The 15,893-nt window shown below is 42.8% G+C and carries 13 protein-coding genes; 9 read left to right on the forward strand and 4 right to left on the reverse strand.

The genetic code is table 11. The annotated features are described in order from the left end of the window. Positions 1-139 precede the first annotated feature (139 nt). Complete coding sequence (locus ACRRS1_RS05525; protein WP_432454143.1) at positions 140-1,594, reverse strand: MFS transporter; 1,455 nt, start codon at positions 1,592-1,594, stop codon at positions 140-142. Between the two features lie 109 nt (positions 1,595-1,703). Between ACRRS1_RS05525 and ACRRS1_RS05530 the strand changes: the two genes are divergently transcribed. Next, positions 1,704-2,540 carry a helix-turn-helix domain-containing protein gene (locus ACRRS1_RS05530; protein ID WP_432454142.1) on the forward strand — a complete coding sequence of 279 codons (837 nt, stop codon included), beginning with the start codon at positions 1,704-1,706 and terminating at the stop codon, positions 2,538-2,540. 26 nt (positions 2,541-2,566) lie between these two features. Here ACRRS1_RS05530 and ACRRS1_RS05535 read toward each other — a convergent pair whose 3' ends face one another. Then, a complete protein-coding gene (locus ACRRS1_RS05535) occupies positions 2,567-3,745 on the reverse strand; it encodes an MFS transporter (protein WP_432454141.1) in 1,179 nt (392 codons plus the stop codon). A 99-nt stretch (positions 3,746-3,844) separates the two neighbouring features. Here ACRRS1_RS05535 and ACRRS1_RS05540 point away from each other — a divergent pair, with 99 nt between their 5' ends. Together ACRRS1_RS05540 and ACRRS1_RS05545 are read left to right on the forward strand one after the other, a co-directional pair. After that, complete coding sequence (locus ACRRS1_RS05540; RefSeq protein ID WP_432468228.1) at positions 3,845-4,762, forward strand: LysR family transcriptional regulator; 918 nt, start codon at positions 3,845-3,847, stop codon at positions 4,760-4,762. A 709-nt stretch (positions 4,763-5,471) separates the two neighbouring features. Continuing rightward, on the forward strand, positions 5,472-6,491 hold the full coding sequence (locus ACRRS1_RS05545) for a lipase family protein (RefSeq protein ID WP_432454139.1): 1,020 nt from the start codon (positions 5,472-5,474) through the stop codon (positions 6,489-6,491). A 26-nt stretch (positions 6,492-6,517) separates the two neighbouring features. Here the strand turns inward: ACRRS1_RS05545 and ACRRS1_RS05550 are convergent, their stop codons facing one another. Then, complete coding sequence (locus ACRRS1_RS05550) at positions 6,518-8,008, reverse strand: UxaA family hydrolase (protein ID WP_432454138.1); 1,491 nt, start codon at positions 8,006-8,008, stop codon at positions 6,518-6,520. Positions 8,009-8,316: 308 nt separating this feature from the next. Here ACRRS1_RS05550 and ACRRS1_RS05555 point away from each other — a divergent pair, with 308 nt between their 5' ends. From ACRRS1_RS05555 to ACRRS1_RS05575, 5 genes are all read left to right on the forward strand, one after another. Beyond that, positions 8,317-9,753, forward strand: coding sequence for a tagaturonate reductase (locus ACRRS1_RS05555; protein ID WP_432454137.1), 1,437 nt, complete (start codon positions 8,317-8,319; stop codon positions 9,751-9,753). A 44-nt stretch (positions 9,754-9,797) separates the two neighbouring features. Then, positions 9,798-10,790, forward strand: coding sequence for a C4-dicarboxylate TRAP transporter substrate-binding protein (locus ACRRS1_RS05560; protein ID WP_432454136.1), 993 nt, complete (start codon positions 9,798-9,800; stop codon positions 10,788-10,790). Between the two features lie 51 nt (positions 10,791-10,841). Then, positions 10,842-11,372, forward strand: a complete 531-nt coding sequence (locus ACRRS1_RS05565; RefSeq protein WP_432468227.1) for a TRAP transporter small permease — start codon at positions 10,842-10,844, stop codon at positions 11,370-11,372. 2 nt (positions 11,373-11,374) lie between these two features. Beyond that, the gene (locus tag ACRRS1_RS05570) at positions 11,375-12,661 is read left to right on the forward strand and encodes a TRAP transporter large permease (protein WP_432454134.1); all 1,287 of its coding nucleotides are present in this window, start codon (positions 11,375-11,377) and stop codon (positions 12,659-12,661) included. Positions 12,662-12,989: 328 nt separating this feature from the next. After that, on the forward strand, positions 12,990-13,622 hold the full coding sequence (locus ACRRS1_RS05575) for a bifunctional 4-hydroxy-2-oxoglutarate aldolase/2-dehydro-3-deoxy-phosphogluconate aldolase (protein WP_432454133.1): 633 nt from the start codon (positions 12,990-12,992) through the stop codon (positions 13,620-13,622). Between the two features lie 84 nt (positions 13,623-13,706). On the opposite strand, the gene ACRRS1_RS05580 is transcribed toward ACRRS1_RS05575, so the two are convergent. Next, the gene (locus ACRRS1_RS05580; protein ID WP_432458863.1) at positions 13,707-14,612 is read right to left on the reverse strand and encodes a GntR family transcriptional regulator; all 906 of its coding nucleotides are present in this window, start codon (positions 14,610-14,612) and stop codon (positions 13,707-13,709) included. 133 nt (positions 14,613-14,745) lie between these two features. Here ACRRS1_RS05580 and ACRRS1_RS05585 point away from each other — a divergent pair, with 133 nt between their 5' ends. Beyond that, entirely contained in the window at positions 14,746-15,765 is a 1,020-nt protein-coding gene (locus ACRRS1_RS05585) for a zinc-binding alcohol dehydrogenase family protein (protein ID WP_432454131.1), read from the forward strand. Positions 15,766-15,893: the final 128 nt, after the last annotated feature.

Raw genomic sequence — 15,893 nt, forward strand, 5'->3', positions numbered from 1 at the left:
CGTGAAATACCATGGCAATCATAGCTTTATTGCCAAGTCATAAAAACCAGGCTGCGCCTGGTTTTTTACCAACAATCAAGACACCGCGGCTAACGAGCGGAAGGTTCGAATGGCTGTTTTGGTCTATTCGGTCTCATCATTAGGTATCCGATGGCATGAAACCAGTACCGACATCGGCCGTAATTTTAGTTGAACCATTTGACTGCACAGAGCTTAGTTTTGGACTTTGAAAAAATATGAGCGTGCCAATGATGAATAGCCATGTACAAAGCAATCCGGTTGTTGTTGCCATCGCGACCAGATAACCATGCGATAACATGACTGCGTAAATTGCGCCAAAAAAAGCGGTTCCGAGAGCAAAGCATGCTTGCTGTACGGTGATTAATGCACTACTTGCTTCACTAGCATGCTGTTTTCCAACATGAGAAAGGGCAATTCGAAAAGCGGAGGTAAGCATCAAGGCGTTCCCTATTCCGACTAAACCAGTTGCGCTAACAAGATGCCACACCTGTAGCGTACTCCCAAATAACCAGAACAAACCAAGCGTAAGTAAGAAACCGAGAAAAGATAAAACCACGCCAAGGACAAAGCTCCAATAGTGACCGATGCGCTGTGTTATCGGTCGACTGAGTAATGAGCCGACAAAGAACATGATTCCCAAGGCAATAAAGCTATTACCTGATTGAAGTGGCGTAAAATGAAGCTCTGTTTGCAAGCACAGCGCGGTTACAAACAGATACCCAGGATAGGTAAAGGTAACAGTTGCTTCCGCCATGAAACCGCTCATCACCATTGGCGTTTTAAATAATGAAGGAGGGAAGAGTGGTTGTTGACCGCGGATTTCTTTGCGTTTTTCTATGCCCCATAAGCCACAGCCGATAGGGAATAGACCAAGCAATAAGCACCATAGCGTTGGCCATCGTTCGCCCAACGTCACTGGTAGTAATAAACAGAGTAACAACAGTGCGAATAAGGTGATGCCAGCCAAATCCATTTCCGGTTTATGCGCTGCACGGGTTTCAGGAATAATGAAATAACCTACAGCTAAAATCAGCAGGCACACTGGAATATTAACAAAAAATGCAACCCGCCAGCTTAAGCCAAATAAATCAGCGGAAACAAGCCATCCTCCAAGCACTTGCCCAATCGCGACCGAAAGCCCAGCGACTGCCGTATAGAGCCCAACCGCACGACTATGACGCTCACCCGCTAAGGTTGCATGGATCGTAGCAAGAATTTGCGGCATCAATAAGGCGGCAAATACGCCCTGTAAAAGACGACCAGCCAACATCGTAATAATATTTGTCGCAAGCCCACATACTGCAGAAGCAACACAAAACCCAACGATACCAAGCATAAATAGACGCTTTCGACCATAACGCTCGCCTAGGCGTCCGCCCGTCGCAATCAGCGTTGCAAAACTAAGCGCATACACCGCAACAATTAACATTAGTCCTGTTTCATCCGTGACTAGGGTTTGCCCCATCACATCAAGTGAGACGTTCACAATAGAAAAATCGATCTGTGGTAAAAGTTGCCCCATGACCAATAGCAAAAGAGCAAATATTGAAAGCGATTGATGCTTAAGGTTCATAAAAGGTCCCTGAAACGTATCTCAAATCATAATGTCGCGCTATTATGAGTGGAATTTAGAGTCGTACAAGAAACTACTTAGACACGTATAACTGATATCAGGATAGAAGATGCTCGGTAATAACTTGCAAGTTATCGGCGATTTTTTACGTCGTAAACGAGAGAATTTAGCGCCAGAGATGATAGGGCTCCCCAAACCAGCTCGCACTCGAACGCCCGGGTTGAGACGCGAAGACGTGGCCGCTATCGCAGGGATAAGTACCGTGTGGTATAGCAAAATCGAACGAGGAAAGGCTGCAGGTATTTCTCCTGAAGTACTCGCAGCGCTCTGTCAGACACTGCGTTTAAGCTTATCAGAAGAACAATACCTCAAGACGCTTGCCTTATCTGGGCAAACCGAGGTCAAAGATCCGTGTATGTATATCACTCGAGAAACGCAGCGGCTTTTAACACAGTTGAATCCGCTTCCTGCCTTGCTGGTGAATGACTATTTCGACATTATTGAATGTAATCAATCATTTAATCGATTGTGTGGGTTTGATGTGAATGCTCTTCCGGAAGAAGAGCGAAATTATATCTATCTCACCATGACTCACAGCAAATGGCAGCAGTTTTTACAGATCGACGATAAGCATATTCTGGCAGAGCAACTGACCCGGATGGCAGGCTTTTTACGCAGTGCAAGCGCCTCACGTTCCAATGATCTGATCTTAAAAAAACGGGTCTGTCATTTTCAGAATACCTCAGCTATTTTTACTGAAGCATGGGCGCGCAATACCGTGCTACAGCCGGAACAGTTTCAGTTTGATTTTGTACATGCCGAACTAGGTTTGCTCTCGCTTAAAAAACAAATATGGTGGAGCTTTAGTGGCGATACGACTAGCGGTCGATTAAATATTTATCACCCTCAAAATGACGAAGATTACCAACGTTTAGCCAATATCTGATGGCATTCTGTGGTGATAAATAAGGGCTAGTAAGCGTCTGCTAAGCTAGATTTTTTTTGATGAAGACGCCCACGTCTGAAGTACAAAACCATAATCAAGCCAAGCACTGCGGTGCCAGAACCAGCTAAAGGAACCGAAGACAATCCTAGCTCCGCACTAATCACTGCCCCACCGAGCACTGCGCCAAGTGCATTACCAAGATTAAAGGCACCAATATTCATAGCAGATGCCAGATTGGGCGCTTCTTTGGCCTCCTGCACAACCAATGACTGCAATGGTGGAACCATAGCAAAGCTGGCAATGCCCCAGAGGAAGATCAAGGGTGCCGCGAGTATCTGAGATGATGTGCTTACTGAAAAAATCGCGAGTAAGACAATCACTGAAACCAAAGAGACGATCAGCGTTAAATCCAGCGAGCGATCCGCGTAGCGACCACCGAGAATATTTCCGATGGCGAGACCTAAGCCATACAACATCAACATCGCAGTGACAAAAGCCGTTGAGGCATGCGTTTCATCTTGCAAAATTGGCACAATATAAGTAAATACGGTGAACATTGAACTGGCGCTGACGACAGTTAATAGTAACGCCGCCAGTACGGGGCCTTTGGTTAATACCCGAAGTTCATCACGCATGTTCACTTTACGCTCATTAGCAAGTGGTGGTAATGAAATCCTCAAGGCGAACATGGTCACTAAGCCAATTGCAGCAATGGCGAAAAAAGCGGGACGCCAACCAATGGTTTCACCGATAAATGATGCCAAAGGAACGCCACCAATGGTTGCAAGGGTGAGTCCTGAAAACATCGCCGCCACGGCACCCGCACGCTTTTCTATTGGAACTATGCTGGTTGCGACGACAGCACCAACCCCAAAGAAAGCACCATGATTGAATGACGTGACGATTCGTCCAATCATTAATGTGGTATAGCTATCGGCCATCGCGGACACCAAATTACCTAAGGTAAAAATACCCATCGACAGCAGCAGTAAACGTCGGCGTGACATATTGGCAAACGCCAACGTCATGACTGGGGCCCCAATTAAAACCCCAAAGGCATATGCACTAATTAGCAACCCGGCTGTAGGAATCGAAACCGCTAAATCGTGGGCAATAACCGGTAACATCCCCATCGGGGAAAACTCGGTCACACCAATACCAAAAGCACCAATGGCAAGTGCGAACAAAGGAGCATTGAATTTCATATAAAATCTCGTTAATTTATGATGTAAAGGAATATAGCTAAATCGCTAGCCTATGAATATCCTGTTGAATGGTCACACAGCTTTGCATTGGAATCACAAATGAAACAGGGCAAAACAGATAGAACCGCAGAAATGGAAACCTTTCTGTCGGTAGCGTGTACTGGCAGCTTAAGTGGTGCAGCGAGAGAATTAGGGCTCAGCCCATCAGCAGTTAGCCGTATCATGACTCGAATTGAAAAACGACTCGGTATTCGTCTGATTGTGCGCAGTACACGCAGCCTTCATCTTACCAGTGAAGGTGAATCTTACGCACTTGCAGCCCGCAGGATCTTAAAAGATTTAGACGATACAGAATCAGCGCTCGCTAACCGTGGACGCCCCAGTGGGATCATCAAAGTCAGCACTGCGACGGCACATAGTCGGCTAAGCATCGTGCCTTTGTTTAAGGAATTTCTGCAACGCTATCCCAATATTGTGGTCGAGATGGATGTCAGCGATCAAATCAGTAATGTGAGTGCAGGCGATACCGATATTGCTATCCGTTTTGGTCCATTACCAGACAGTGGACTGCATGCCCGTCGCTTGGGAGAGACCGGCCGAACCGTGGTCGCTTCACCCGAGTATCTTGCTGATGCAGGTATTCCACAAACACCAGCGGACTTAAAATATCATAATTGTTTGGATTTTAGTTTTCGACGCTTAGAACCCGGCTGGCCGTTTCGAGAAAATGGTCAGGATTTTATGCTACCGGTAAGCGGTAATATCATCGCAAATAACGGTGAAACTCTCGTTGAACTCGCGCTACAAGGAATTGGAATTACTCGGGTAGGTAATTTTCATATTGAACAGCTTTTGGCCGATAGACAGTTAGTGCCTTTATTAGAAGATTTTAATCCCCAAGACCGAGAATCCATTCATGCTGTTTTCATCGGTGGTCAAAATATCCCTGCGAGGGTTCGTGTATTTGTCGACTACTTGGTTGAGAAAATGATGCAAAGCAGTGCTTCGCAATCATGAAAAGAACATCGTTGTCCAGCCATCATCCGTTAGTTTTTAGCTTGGTATATGCCAATGGCTAGTGATTCCCTTGCTGTAACAAGGCGCTGTTACTTTTCATAAGCAGTTCTCTTTACAAGGAATATGATGAATCAGTGTTTTCAATCTCGATACATTATTGGGCTACATTTCGAAGGAAGTACCGATCGATTAATACTAAATAATCGGGATTTATATCATGAAAAACACAAAAGAGTTTTAAGGGGCAATTCGGGCATGTAAAGCAGGAAGCATTTTGAAAAAAGCAGTGCTATTCAGATTGTCCATTTTGTTGGTATTTGCTTCTGGTTATGGGGGTTATCTGTCTAACTGGATTAGACACAAGAGATAGTCAGGTCAGCCACATTTATAGTCATTTAAACTGCTCTGTCTGGAGTGTTTTTTTTACGTCTAAGCAACGAATCAGTCATATCTGAATTGCTCTCCATTCAGAAATGAACCTCGTGAAATGGACAGTATTCGCTACGATGAGTCCTCTTTAATCCTTGATATGTGATGGTTTCGGTGTGCTTTGTCGTGATTTTAAAAGGGATATTGCTTATTTATTGCTGCGGCTTTCGCGGTGTTGATATTAAACTCGAATGAGTTGATGGGCTTACTTTAAAGTTGGCCGTTGAAAGCGCTATAATTTGGCTTTGATTCATCATGAGTTGCGACATTGATAAAACCGTTGCCCGACCCAAAAACCTACCCGATTGTACCGCCAGATATGGATTACTGTTACTTTGATGAGGCAGAGACATCTCCATTTGAGGCACATAATCAAAGCTTTTCTTTAGTGAATGCAAGTTGGTTAGCCGACTGTGCCTTATTAGTTTACGCCCATCCCGGTTTTGCGCGTTTGGCGTTTAAGTTGGCAGGCTTTGAACATTTTCATTTTTTTAAAGGAACTGGCACCGAATGCATGGCCGCTTGGAATGAGTGTTGTTTGCTGATTAGTTTTCGCGGCACCGAGCTTAAATCGCTCTCTATGCTGTATGAGATGAGTACTAATCTTCAGGCTATTCCAAGCTCATTTTCGCAAGGTGGCAAAGTGCATACTGGGTTTTCTAAAGCCTTAGATGAAATATGGGGGGGCTCCGAAGGATTACATAGGTTTATTCAACAGCGTATTGCTGAAAATCCAGATCGTGCTATTTGGATGACGGGTCATAGCTTGGGGGGCGCTCTGGCTAGCTTGTGTTTTGCTAAAGTGAAACAAGCCACTGGCTTATATATTTTTGGTGCGCCGCGGGTTGGCAATCAAGCTTTTACGGATTTGCTTAAAGGTAGGCCTGTATGGCGTGTGGAGCATGCGAAAGATCCCATCCCGATGCTGCCGCCCAATCTACCTGCGTTGCATTTTTGTTATCATGATTTAGGTGAGTTGATTTATATTCAAGCAGATCAACAGTTGCGTTTTCAACGACCAGAAAAAACCGCTGAAGAATACAAGCAACTGATTTGGGATACCATTAAAACTCAGGAAAGTCGGCGCAAAGCCTTAAGCATGAAGCTTCCTGACATAAATCAGCATGTGCGTGAATCGGTGCAGCAATGGTTAGACAACATTAAGCAATTGCAAGGGGATAAGGCGATCAGTATTCGCGATCACATGCCGATATTTTACTGCGTGAAATTATGGAATTTGCGAGCGGCTCAAACCGAAGGTGTAGTCGACCTAACCGAGAATGAACGGCTAGGTCAATGAGTTGGTGGGGTTTATCGGCGTTCGCGTTACAGAGTGACCCCCGATTTAAAAATAGCCAGTTCACGAATGCCGTTCACTTCATTTTTAGTTGGCGCTCCATTGGCAATATCACAGACTAAATCAATAAAACCTTCTAATAGCTGTTCCATTGTTTGGCCGTCAATTAAGGCCCCGGCGTTAAAATCGATCCAATGTGGTTTTTTATTGGCAAGCTCTGAATTTGTTGCAAGTTTTAAGGTGGGAACAAAGCCGCCGTAAGGTGTTCCTCGACCGGTAGAAAATAATACGATATGGCAGCCACTGGCGGCCAATGCCGAGGTTGCTACGGCATCATTACCTGGAGCACTCAGTAAATTAAGCCCCGGAATCGTGAGCCTGTCGGTGTATTTTAATACGCCCATGACCGCGCTAGAGCCAGCTTTTTGAGTGCAGCCCATCGATTTATCTTCAAGGGTTGAAATACCACCTTTTTTATTACCGGGAGATGGATTTTCGTAAATCGGCTGCTTGTGGTCGATAAAATATTGCTTGAAGCTATTAATCATTTCTACGGCAGCGCTGAAAGTGGGTTCGTCGATACAACGTTCAAATAGTAGATGTTCTGCGCCAAACATTTCAGGTACTTCGGTTAAAACTGAAGTGCCACCAAGGCTGATGAGGTAATCAGAGAATCGGCCAAGTAAGGGATTAGCAGTAATACCGGATAGACCATCGGAGCCCCCGCATTCGAGACCTACTTTAAGTTTGCCGATACTCATTGGGGTGCGTCGATCCTGTTTCACCACCGCATAAATTTTCTCTAGTTGCGCAACCGCCGCAGTGATTTCATTGTTTTCTCGCTGCGCTTCCATGTACTTCACGCGTTCGTGGTCAACGTCTCCGACTAATTGTTTAAAGGCATCCACTTGATTATTTTCACAGCCTAGCCCCATCACTAAAACTCCGCCTGCATTTGGGTGTTTCACCATATTGGCTAATATTTGGCGGGTATTCTCGTGATCATCACCGAGCTGGGAGCAGCCATAATTATGGGGGAATAAATAAACACCATCGCAGTCTAAGTCTGGGTATTTGCTTCGGAATAGAGTGATCGCTTGTTGAGCGATGCCGTTTACGCAGCCAACCGTTGGGATCACCCATATTTCATTGCGAATAGCAACATCACCATTAGGGCGTTGATAACCGTTAAAGGAGCGTTCAGCCTGTTTTATATCCGCCGGCGGACAAGTGATGGGTTGATAGTGATATTGATGGGTATCGGCAAGATTGGTTTTAATGTTATGGGTATGTACCCATTCACCTTGGCGGATATCGACACTGGCATGACCGATCGCCGAACCATACTTAATAATGTTACAACCTGCGGCAATGTCGCTGAGTGCAACTTTACTGCCTCGATCCAGATCGCTGCTGAGTTCGATGGTTTTATTGCCAATGACTAATTGTTGCTGTTTGTTTAAAGGCTCTAAACAAACTAGAACATTATCTTGAGGATGGAGTTGAATATACTGTTTCATGGGCACCTTTATGCAAGTTACCCTGTCCGACGTAATCAGTTTATTCCCATCGCTGTATTTAAATCAATAAAAAACCGATAAAAATTCCTTAATGCTTAGTTTCTGGGAGATATAGGTAAATTGAATGCCTTATTTGCTCATTCGCTAGCTATTAAAATCATAAAGAACAGATAAAAAACAGATAACAATGATCGATGACACGTTTGCTTACTTTGTTTAATAAAAGCTTATTTTTAACAAATACACTTCAAACACATTCGATAACACCTGTCCGACAAACAGCTTCCCTATCGCATAGGAATAAAGTAATGGAACAACGATTAACCAGAGATAGCGCAGTTTTTCCGACCCGGCCTGAGAAAATAATTCAGTTTGGCGAAGGTAACTTCTTACGCGCATTTATAGATTGGCAATTTGATCTATTGAACGAACATACCGATTTTAATGCAGGTATTACCATTGTTCGGCCAATTGATGCCGGACACCCTAAGTTAGACCAGCAAGGCGGTTTGTACACGGCATTGATTCGAGGAATTAATGAAGTCGGCGAAAGTATCTCTCAGCCTAGAGTGATTAGCTCTGTCAATCGAGAACTGTTGGCATATGGTGAGTTTGACCAGGTGATGGCTATTGCACAGAACCCAGAGCTTGAATGGGTAGTCTCAAATACCACTGAAGCTGGGATTAGCTTCAATGAAAATGACCAACTGACTGATTACCCACCGACATCTTTTCCCGCGAAGGTGACAAAATTTTTGCATCATCGCTTCGTTCATTTTAACGGCAGCGAAGATAAAGGTTTGATTTTTTTACCCTGTGAACTAATTGATTATAATGGGGAAAAGCTACAAGAGTTCGTGATAAAATACGCCCAGCAATGGCAGTTATCAGAAGCGTTTATTGCTTGGGTTAATACGGCCAATACTTTTTGTTCTACGCTGGTAGATAGGATTGTGACTGGCTTTCCAAAAGATGAAATTAATCAACTCGACATTGAACTTGGTTATCATGATGATTTTCTAGTCGCTGCGGAACATTTTTATTTATTTGTGATTCAAGGGCCAAGTTGGCTGAATGAAAAACTTCGTTTAGAGCAGTGCCCACTGAATATAAAGATTGTTTCAGATATTAAGCCTTATAAAGAAAGAAAAGTCGGTATCTTAAATGGTGCACATACGGCGATGGTACCAGTTGCTTATCTTGCTGGTTTAGATACGGTGAGCGAGTCGGTAAATGATCCTCAAATTGCCGAGTTCCTAGAGTGCTTACTTGATGACGAAATTATTCCTGTTCTTAACATGGATAAACAAGAGCTTGATGAGTTTAAAGTAAGTGTTATTAGCCGATTCAAAAACCCATTTATCAAACACTACTTAACTTCGATTGCACTTAACTCTTTAACTAAATTTAAGACTCGCTTATTGCCTCAGCTTATTAGCTATGTTCAGCAAAATGGCTCTGCGCCTAAACATCTTTGTTTTAGTTTGGCTGCATTGTATTGCTTTTATTTAGGGAAAAGAAATGATGAAGATATTCCACTTTCCGATAATCAAGACTTATTAGATAAATTTAGTGTTTGGCGTAAAAAATCAGATAACCATGCTTCAAATATAGAAGGGTTTTTATCGATGGCAGAACACTGGGGTGTTGACCTCACTCGTTTAGCCAATGTGCAATCACTGGTTACCGAATCCTTTAGCAATATAAAAACATTGGGCGTTAAAGAAGCACTATCGCAACTTTAATACTTATTCACGTGAAGTAATAGATAACTACATAAGGGACGTATATGAACATCATAAAAAGAAACTTAAAAAAAGTCGCTGCCGTGATTGGCGTAAGCTTGGCGATGAGTGTTTGCGCGCATGCTACTACTAAAGTAATGATTGCTTATGGTAACCAACCGGGTGAACCGATTGATAAAGCGATGCACTATTGGGCTGAGCAAGTCGCCAAAAAATCAAATGGTGATATCGAGTTCAAATTATTTCCATCAAGTCAGTTGGGCGGTGAAACTGAGCTTTTAGAGCAAGCTAAATTTGGTGCAAATATTATTTCAATCAGCTCTTATGGTTATTTAATGGATACGGTGCCAGATCTGGGGATTATCAATGCGCCCTATCTTTCACAGTCCTTTGAGAAAAAATCAAAATTACTTCATAGTGAGTGGTTTGAGGGCTTAAGTAATCAACTGAGTGAAAAAGGGCTAAAAATTGTCGTTCCCGATGTGGTGTATGGGACTCGCCATTTGTTGTCTAGAAAAGCGGTTTTCTCTCCTGCTGACCTCAAAGGCGAAAAAGTTCGCGTTCAACACTCTAGATTATTTGTGGCAACCGTGAAAGCAATGGGTGGGGTACCCGCACCGATGTCTCTTTCTGATGTTTATCCTGGTCTATCTCAAGGTGTGATTGATGGTGTCGAAAACCCAGCGGTTGTTTTGTTGGGCGGTAAATTTTATGAAGTCGTGAAGAATCTTAATTTAACGGCGCACACCAAGCATATGTCACCATTTGTTGCCGGTACTGATTTCTGGAATAGCTTAAGCAAAACTCAACAGAAAATCATTCTGGATACCAGCCGAGATATGGTTCGTTACGACGCTGAGCTGATCAACAAGGCCGAAAAAGAAGCTATTGATCAGTTGAAAGCTGAGGGTGTTACTGTAAATGAAGTAGACATCAAGGCATTTGAAGCGTCTGCTCGTAAGGTGGTACAAAGCGAATTCCCTGAATGGTCTCCAAACCTTTATCAAGATGTACAAGCTAAGTTAGCTGAGATGTAATTGATTGAGGGGCCACTCTTGGCCCCTCAATATGTGAAACCGGAGAGTGTCATGCACACACAACTTTCTTTAAGTAATTCAAAGGCTTTTAGCAGTATGAAAATAGCTAAAATAATCGACAAAATTAGTCGTGTCGATACTGTAGTGGCCGCTGTTTTTCTTGCGATTATCGTTTTACTTATGGGTTATGGAGTGATTACCCGATATGTATTTAATGCACCTAGTTCATGGGTGGAAGAAGTTTGCCTCAGCCTTTTTGTTTGGATGACGTTTATGGGAGCCAGTGCATTGATGAGAAGCGATGAATTGGTTCGAATCGACTTTCTAGTTCGAAAATGTCCTCAGCCAGTGGCTTATTTTATCGACAATATATTTAGGCCGATCCTGATGATCATTGCTATCGGCTTTATGATTTACTGGGGTTTTAAGTTATTACCTTTTTCACAAGTGCGTTTTACCCCAGCCTTGAAGATCCCGTACATTTATATTTATGCAGCTGTCCCCGTTAGTGCTTGTCTCATGCTTTATCACCAACTTTGTCAGCTCTATTCGTCTTTAATTTCTCACAATAGGGAAGACTAGTTATGTCTGTCATATTGCCTATTTCTGCATTGTTATTGCTATTTGCCATTGGTATTCCAGTCGCTTTTTGTATATTTATTGCAACCTTATCTTACTTTTTACTGAACGATCATTTACCGATGATGATGCTGGTACAGCGTTTAGCTGGCGGTCTTGAATCGGTGACGCTGTTGGCAATTCCATTTTTTGTGATGGCCGGTGTGTTTATGAATCATTCGGGCATTAGTAATCGCTTACTCAAATTTGCAGAAGTATTGACTGGCCATTTGAATGGCGGTCTTGCTCAGGTCAATGTGGTATTAAGCACTTTAATGGGGGGCTTGTCCGGCTCTAATATTGCTGATGCTGCGATGGGCTCGAAGTTACTGGTTCCACAAATGGTTGCCCGTGGCTATAGCGCCTCGTTTTCTTCTGCGGTAACTGCCGCGTCTTCATTAATCACCCCGATTATTCCACCGGGTATTGCTTTGATTATCTATGGTTATGTGAATAACGTTTCCATTGGTAAGTTATTTTTGGCAGGTTTAATGCCTGGCTTATTACTGTGTTTGATGATGATGGCATTGGTGTCGGCGATTTCCCATAAACGAAATTACGCGCCAATCAGAGAAAAACGAGCCTCAACTAAAGAGATCGCTGTATCAGCAAAAGATGCCTTCTTAGCTTTATTGCTTCCGGTCGTGATTATCGGGGGGATTCGTTTTGGTGTGTTTACGCCAACCGAAGCAGGGGCTGCGGCAGTGTTGTACGCATTGGTACTTGGTATGTTTATTTATAAGGAAATGAATACCAAGTTGTTGTGGGAGGCTACCAAAGAATCCGTTTTATCTGCGGCTAACGTATTACTGATTATATGCGTTGCGGTTGGTTTTTCTAAGTTCCTCACTTGGGAGCAAATTCCCCAAAGTTTAGCCGCTTGGTTAACGAGCTCGGTTGAAAGTCCTTTTACCTTCTTGTTGTTAGTGAATGTGTTCTTACTGATAGTGGGGATGTTTTTGGAAGGTAATGCAGTGATGATCGTACTGGCTCCCCTGTTGGCACCGGTGGCAAAAAGTTATGGCATCGACCCGGTTCATTTTGGCATCATTTTTATCTTCAATAGTGCAATTGGTACCATTACGCCGCCTTTAGGTACGGTGATGTTTACTACCTGTTCCATCACCAAGGTGGCTATCGAAGACTTTGTGAAAGAAGTCTTACCGTTCTGGCTGTTATTACTCGTTGCTTTGGTATTTATTACATATATCCCAATGATTTCTATCGCTTTACCTAATTTGGTGTTTGGTTAAGCATTGGCTGATGGGTCTGCAATAGTTGCTACGTTTAACTTGAACTGTAGCTGCTATTGCATTCGTTGAGGAGACCCGATCACGATATGTAAATAACGAAATAACGAAATAACGAAATAACGAAATAACGAAGTGATGAAGAAGCTTGCGGCTTGTGTTGGTGTGGTTGAACGCTGTCATTATTGGATATTTATAGTGTATAGATTCAGCCTAAAATCCACTCGTAAAGCAGCTGAAAAATAGTTTTGAAGTAAACTTCACCTATCTTAAGATCTTGTTTTATTTAAGATCTTTAGCAAAATTACCATCTTAATGAATAGGATTAACGATGAGTCCGATGATTCAACGGCTCAAGGCTTTAAAAATTATTCCTGTGATTGCGATTGAGAATGCACAGCAGGTCATTCCTTTTGCCAAGATGCTGATTGAACATGGCTTTGTTGCCACCGAAATTGATGGTTGTTGTGAGCTATCGATTGATGCAATTAAGTTATTAAGAGAGCGCCTACCCGAGATGTTGATCGGTGTCGGCGGCTTGTCGACGCTGCAGCAAGTGTTATCCATAAAACAAGCGGGAGCCCATTTCATTGTTAGCACCGCGCCTAATCCACAACTGGTAAAATTTTGTCAAACTGCAGCGCTCCCTCTGGTGATTTCGCTTAATCAGCCAAGTATGATTGAAGTCAGTCGTGAAAAGGGCTTAACCACGCTAGAATATTATCCAGCCGAAGGGATTGAAAATGGTATTTCGCAAGCGCTGCTATTTGCTCCAGATGTTAGTGTTACGCAGCAACAGACTGATGAGGCACCAGATATTCTGCAGATCCCAAGAGTGATATGTCACTTCGATGATTGTGAGGTCGAAAGATTAATCGAGGCTAGGGGGCTGGGTGACAAAATGCTACAGCTGATTAATCAGTCGAATTCAACAACTGAACACTCTCGCTATTTTCTATGGTAGTGAGCGCATCAATATAATTAGAAAATGGATATTGAATTGTTTATTTGACTACGTCATAAAATATAGCTTGGGATTTTAACTGCCTTATAGATTATCCATAATTAAACTATTCTCCATGGACTTTTTAGCTGAATCTAAATGATGACGTAACTCTCCGACTGCACCAATATCATCGCCACTGAGAATTTTAGTTAGTATTGCCATATGTTCTGAAATAGCGATCATATTTCTTTTCCGTAAATCACTATTGTCCCATTGATAGTGGTAGTGAAAAATGACGGAAATAATGTCACAGAACTGGTCCATAAAAGGATTGTTTGCAGCCGATAGGATTAAAGTATGAAACTTATGATCCAAATCGGAAAAGGCTTGATATTCATCAACCACAACATCTCGAAGCTCTCGATGTGAATGCAATAAATATTGTGCTTCTTGCCAGCGCGGATCACTGCGAGGCAGATTCATAAACCGACTTAAGGCATGACATTCCAACATCTCTCTCAGTTCAAATAAACTTGCTGCATAGCTTTTTTCAAATTTCACCATTCGCCAACGACCTCGCTCAATATTTTCAATTAAGCTAAATCGAGAAAAATGAATTAAAAATTCACGTACAATCGTGGTGGAACACTTCGACTGTTTCGAGAGTTCTAACTCGGTAAATTCTTGTCCTGGGAGAATGTATCTTTTTTGGATAGCATTACTAAAGAAATTTTCAAATTCAATCGATTGTAAATCTTTAGACGACAGAAAACGTAGAAAGCTATCTTCTTCCATCGGCGCTCGAGCAATTAAATACTCACCAGATTCAAACTCTAATACACCTTTGTCACAAAGATCTTGCAGCACATAACGTACCGTTGTGCGACTCACACTAAAAAGTTCTGAGAGTGAAGATTGTGAAGGCAAAGGCGATTCGATATGTCCCAAACTGATCGCGTCCAGTAATTGGTTTGCGGTGCCTTCCCTCAAATTCTTATTTCTAGCCATTTTTTACCTCCGAAGCCATTAAATACCATTTAAAAGCAGATTAAATGGCGCTGCGTCACAAACTTTGTTGCGATAAAAATAATAAAAAGCAAGACTAATAAAATAGAGGGAAATCATCAATTAGAGAAAGCTTATGAAGTCATTAATTTGTGAAAAGCCCTACGAATTACAATATGTTGAGCTAGACATCCCCTCAGTGAAGCCAGATGAGGTATTAATAAAAATATCTTCAGTAGGGATATGTGGCACCGATATACATGCCTATACTGGTAATCAACCTTTCTTTAGTTATCCCAGAGTATTAGGTCACGAATTGTGTGGCGATATTTGCCAACTCGGAAGTGAGGTGGGGACTGAGTTTGAAGTTGGCGACAAGGTCGCATTGATCCCTTATGTAGCCTGTTATCAATGTGCCTCTTGTCGCAGCGGAAAAACCAACTGTTGTGAAAATATTTCGGTTATTGGCGTTCACCGAGATGGTGGTTTTAGCGAATATCTTGCGGCGCCTAAAACCAATATTTTGAAAGTGAACGGGGTGGATAATAATACTGCGGCATTGATCGAACCTTTTGCCATTAGTGCCCATGCGGTGCGTCGTGCGCAGCTCGAGCCTGGTGAAGCGGTATTAGTCGTTGGCGCAGGACCGATTGGTTTAGGCGCTGCGGCGATAGCTGCTGCCGATGGTGCGCATGTGATTGTGGCAGATACCCAATTGGAAAGACGGCAACATGTCGCAAAAGAGCTTAACTTAGCAACGCTTGACCCCTTAGACGAAGGCTTTCAGGCGGCATTGACAGAAGCTTTTGACGGTTCACTGGCGCAAACCATTATTGATGCGACAGGTAATCGACATGCGATGAATGGCGCGGTGAATAACATCCGTCACGGTGGTAAGATTGTCTTTGTTGGCTTGTTTAAAGGAAATCTTGAGATAAGTGATCCTGATTTCCATAAAAAAGAAACCAGCTTATTTGCCAGTCGTAATGCTACTCAAGAAGATTTTGCCAAGGTACAGGGACTCATGAAGGCAGGTAAACTTACCGCTAACATGATGCTTACCCACCGTTTCAATTTTGATCAACTTGGCGAAAACTATCAGCAAAATGTGGTCGACAACAGAGACTTGATTAAAGGCGTGATTGAGTTCAATTAATTTGAACAATGAGATCCACCAGAGGCGAGATTACTATCTTAGAATGAGTTAAAAAAGGGCGTCAACGGAGTTCTTCAGTGACGCTCTTTTTAGCTTTTTGTTAAATAAATGTCTTTAGTTGATACCTT

The sequence above is a fragment of the Agarivorans sp. Z349TD_8 genome, from assembly GCF_050870825.2.
GTDB lineage: Bacteria > Pseudomonadota > Gammaproteobacteria > Enterobacterales > Celerinatantimonadaceae > Agarivorans.

Excerpts from the sequence above, each read along its gene's own strand:
- ACRRS1_RS05525 (WP_432454143.1), bottom strand. The coding sequence starts at position 1,594 with ATGAACCTTAAGCATCAATCGCTTTCAATATTTGCTCTTTTGCTATTG.
- ACRRS1_RS05530 (WP_432454142.1), top strand. The coding sequence starts at position 1,704 with ATGCTCGGTAATAACTTGCAAGTTATCGGCGATTTTTTACGTCGTAAA.
- ACRRS1_RS05535 (WP_432454141.1), bottom strand. The coding sequence starts at position 3,745 with ATGAAATTCAATGCTCCTTTGTTCGCACTTGCCATTGGTGCTTTTGGT.
- ACRRS1_RS05540 (WP_432468228.1), top strand. The coding sequence starts at position 3,845 with ATGAAACAGGGCAAAACAGATAGAACCGCAGAAATGGAAACCTTTCTG.
- ACRRS1_RS05550 (WP_432454138.1), bottom strand. The coding sequence starts at position 8,008 with ATGAAACAGTATATTCAACTCCATCCTCAAGATAATGTTCTAGTTTGT.
- ACRRS1_RS05555 (WP_432454137.1), top strand. The coding sequence starts at position 8,317 with ATGGAACAACGATTAACCAGAGATAGCGCAGTTTTTCCGACCCGGCCT.
- ACRRS1_RS05560 (WP_432454136.1), top strand. The coding sequence starts at position 9,798 with ATGAACATCATAAAAAGAAACTTAAAAAAAGTCGCTGCCGTGATTGGC.
- ACRRS1_RS05565 (WP_432468227.1), top strand. The coding sequence starts at position 10,842 with ATGCACACACAACTTTCTTTAAGTAATTCAAAGGCTTTTAGCAGTATG.
- ACRRS1_RS05570 (WP_432454134.1), top strand. The coding sequence starts at position 11,375 with ATGTCTGTCATATTGCCTATTTCTGCATTGTTATTGCTATTTGCCATT.
- ACRRS1_RS05575 (WP_432454133.1), top strand. The coding sequence starts at position 12,990 with ATGAGTCCGATGATTCAACGGCTCAAGGCTTTAAAAATTATTCCTGTG.
- ACRRS1_RS05580 (WP_432458863.1), bottom strand. The coding sequence starts at position 14,612 with ATGGCTAGAAATAAGAATTTGAGGGAAGGCACCGCAAACCAATTACTG.
- ACRRS1_RS05585 (WP_432454131.1), top strand. The coding sequence starts at position 14,746 with ATGAAGTCATTAATTTGTGAAAAGCCCTACGAATTACAATATGTTGAG.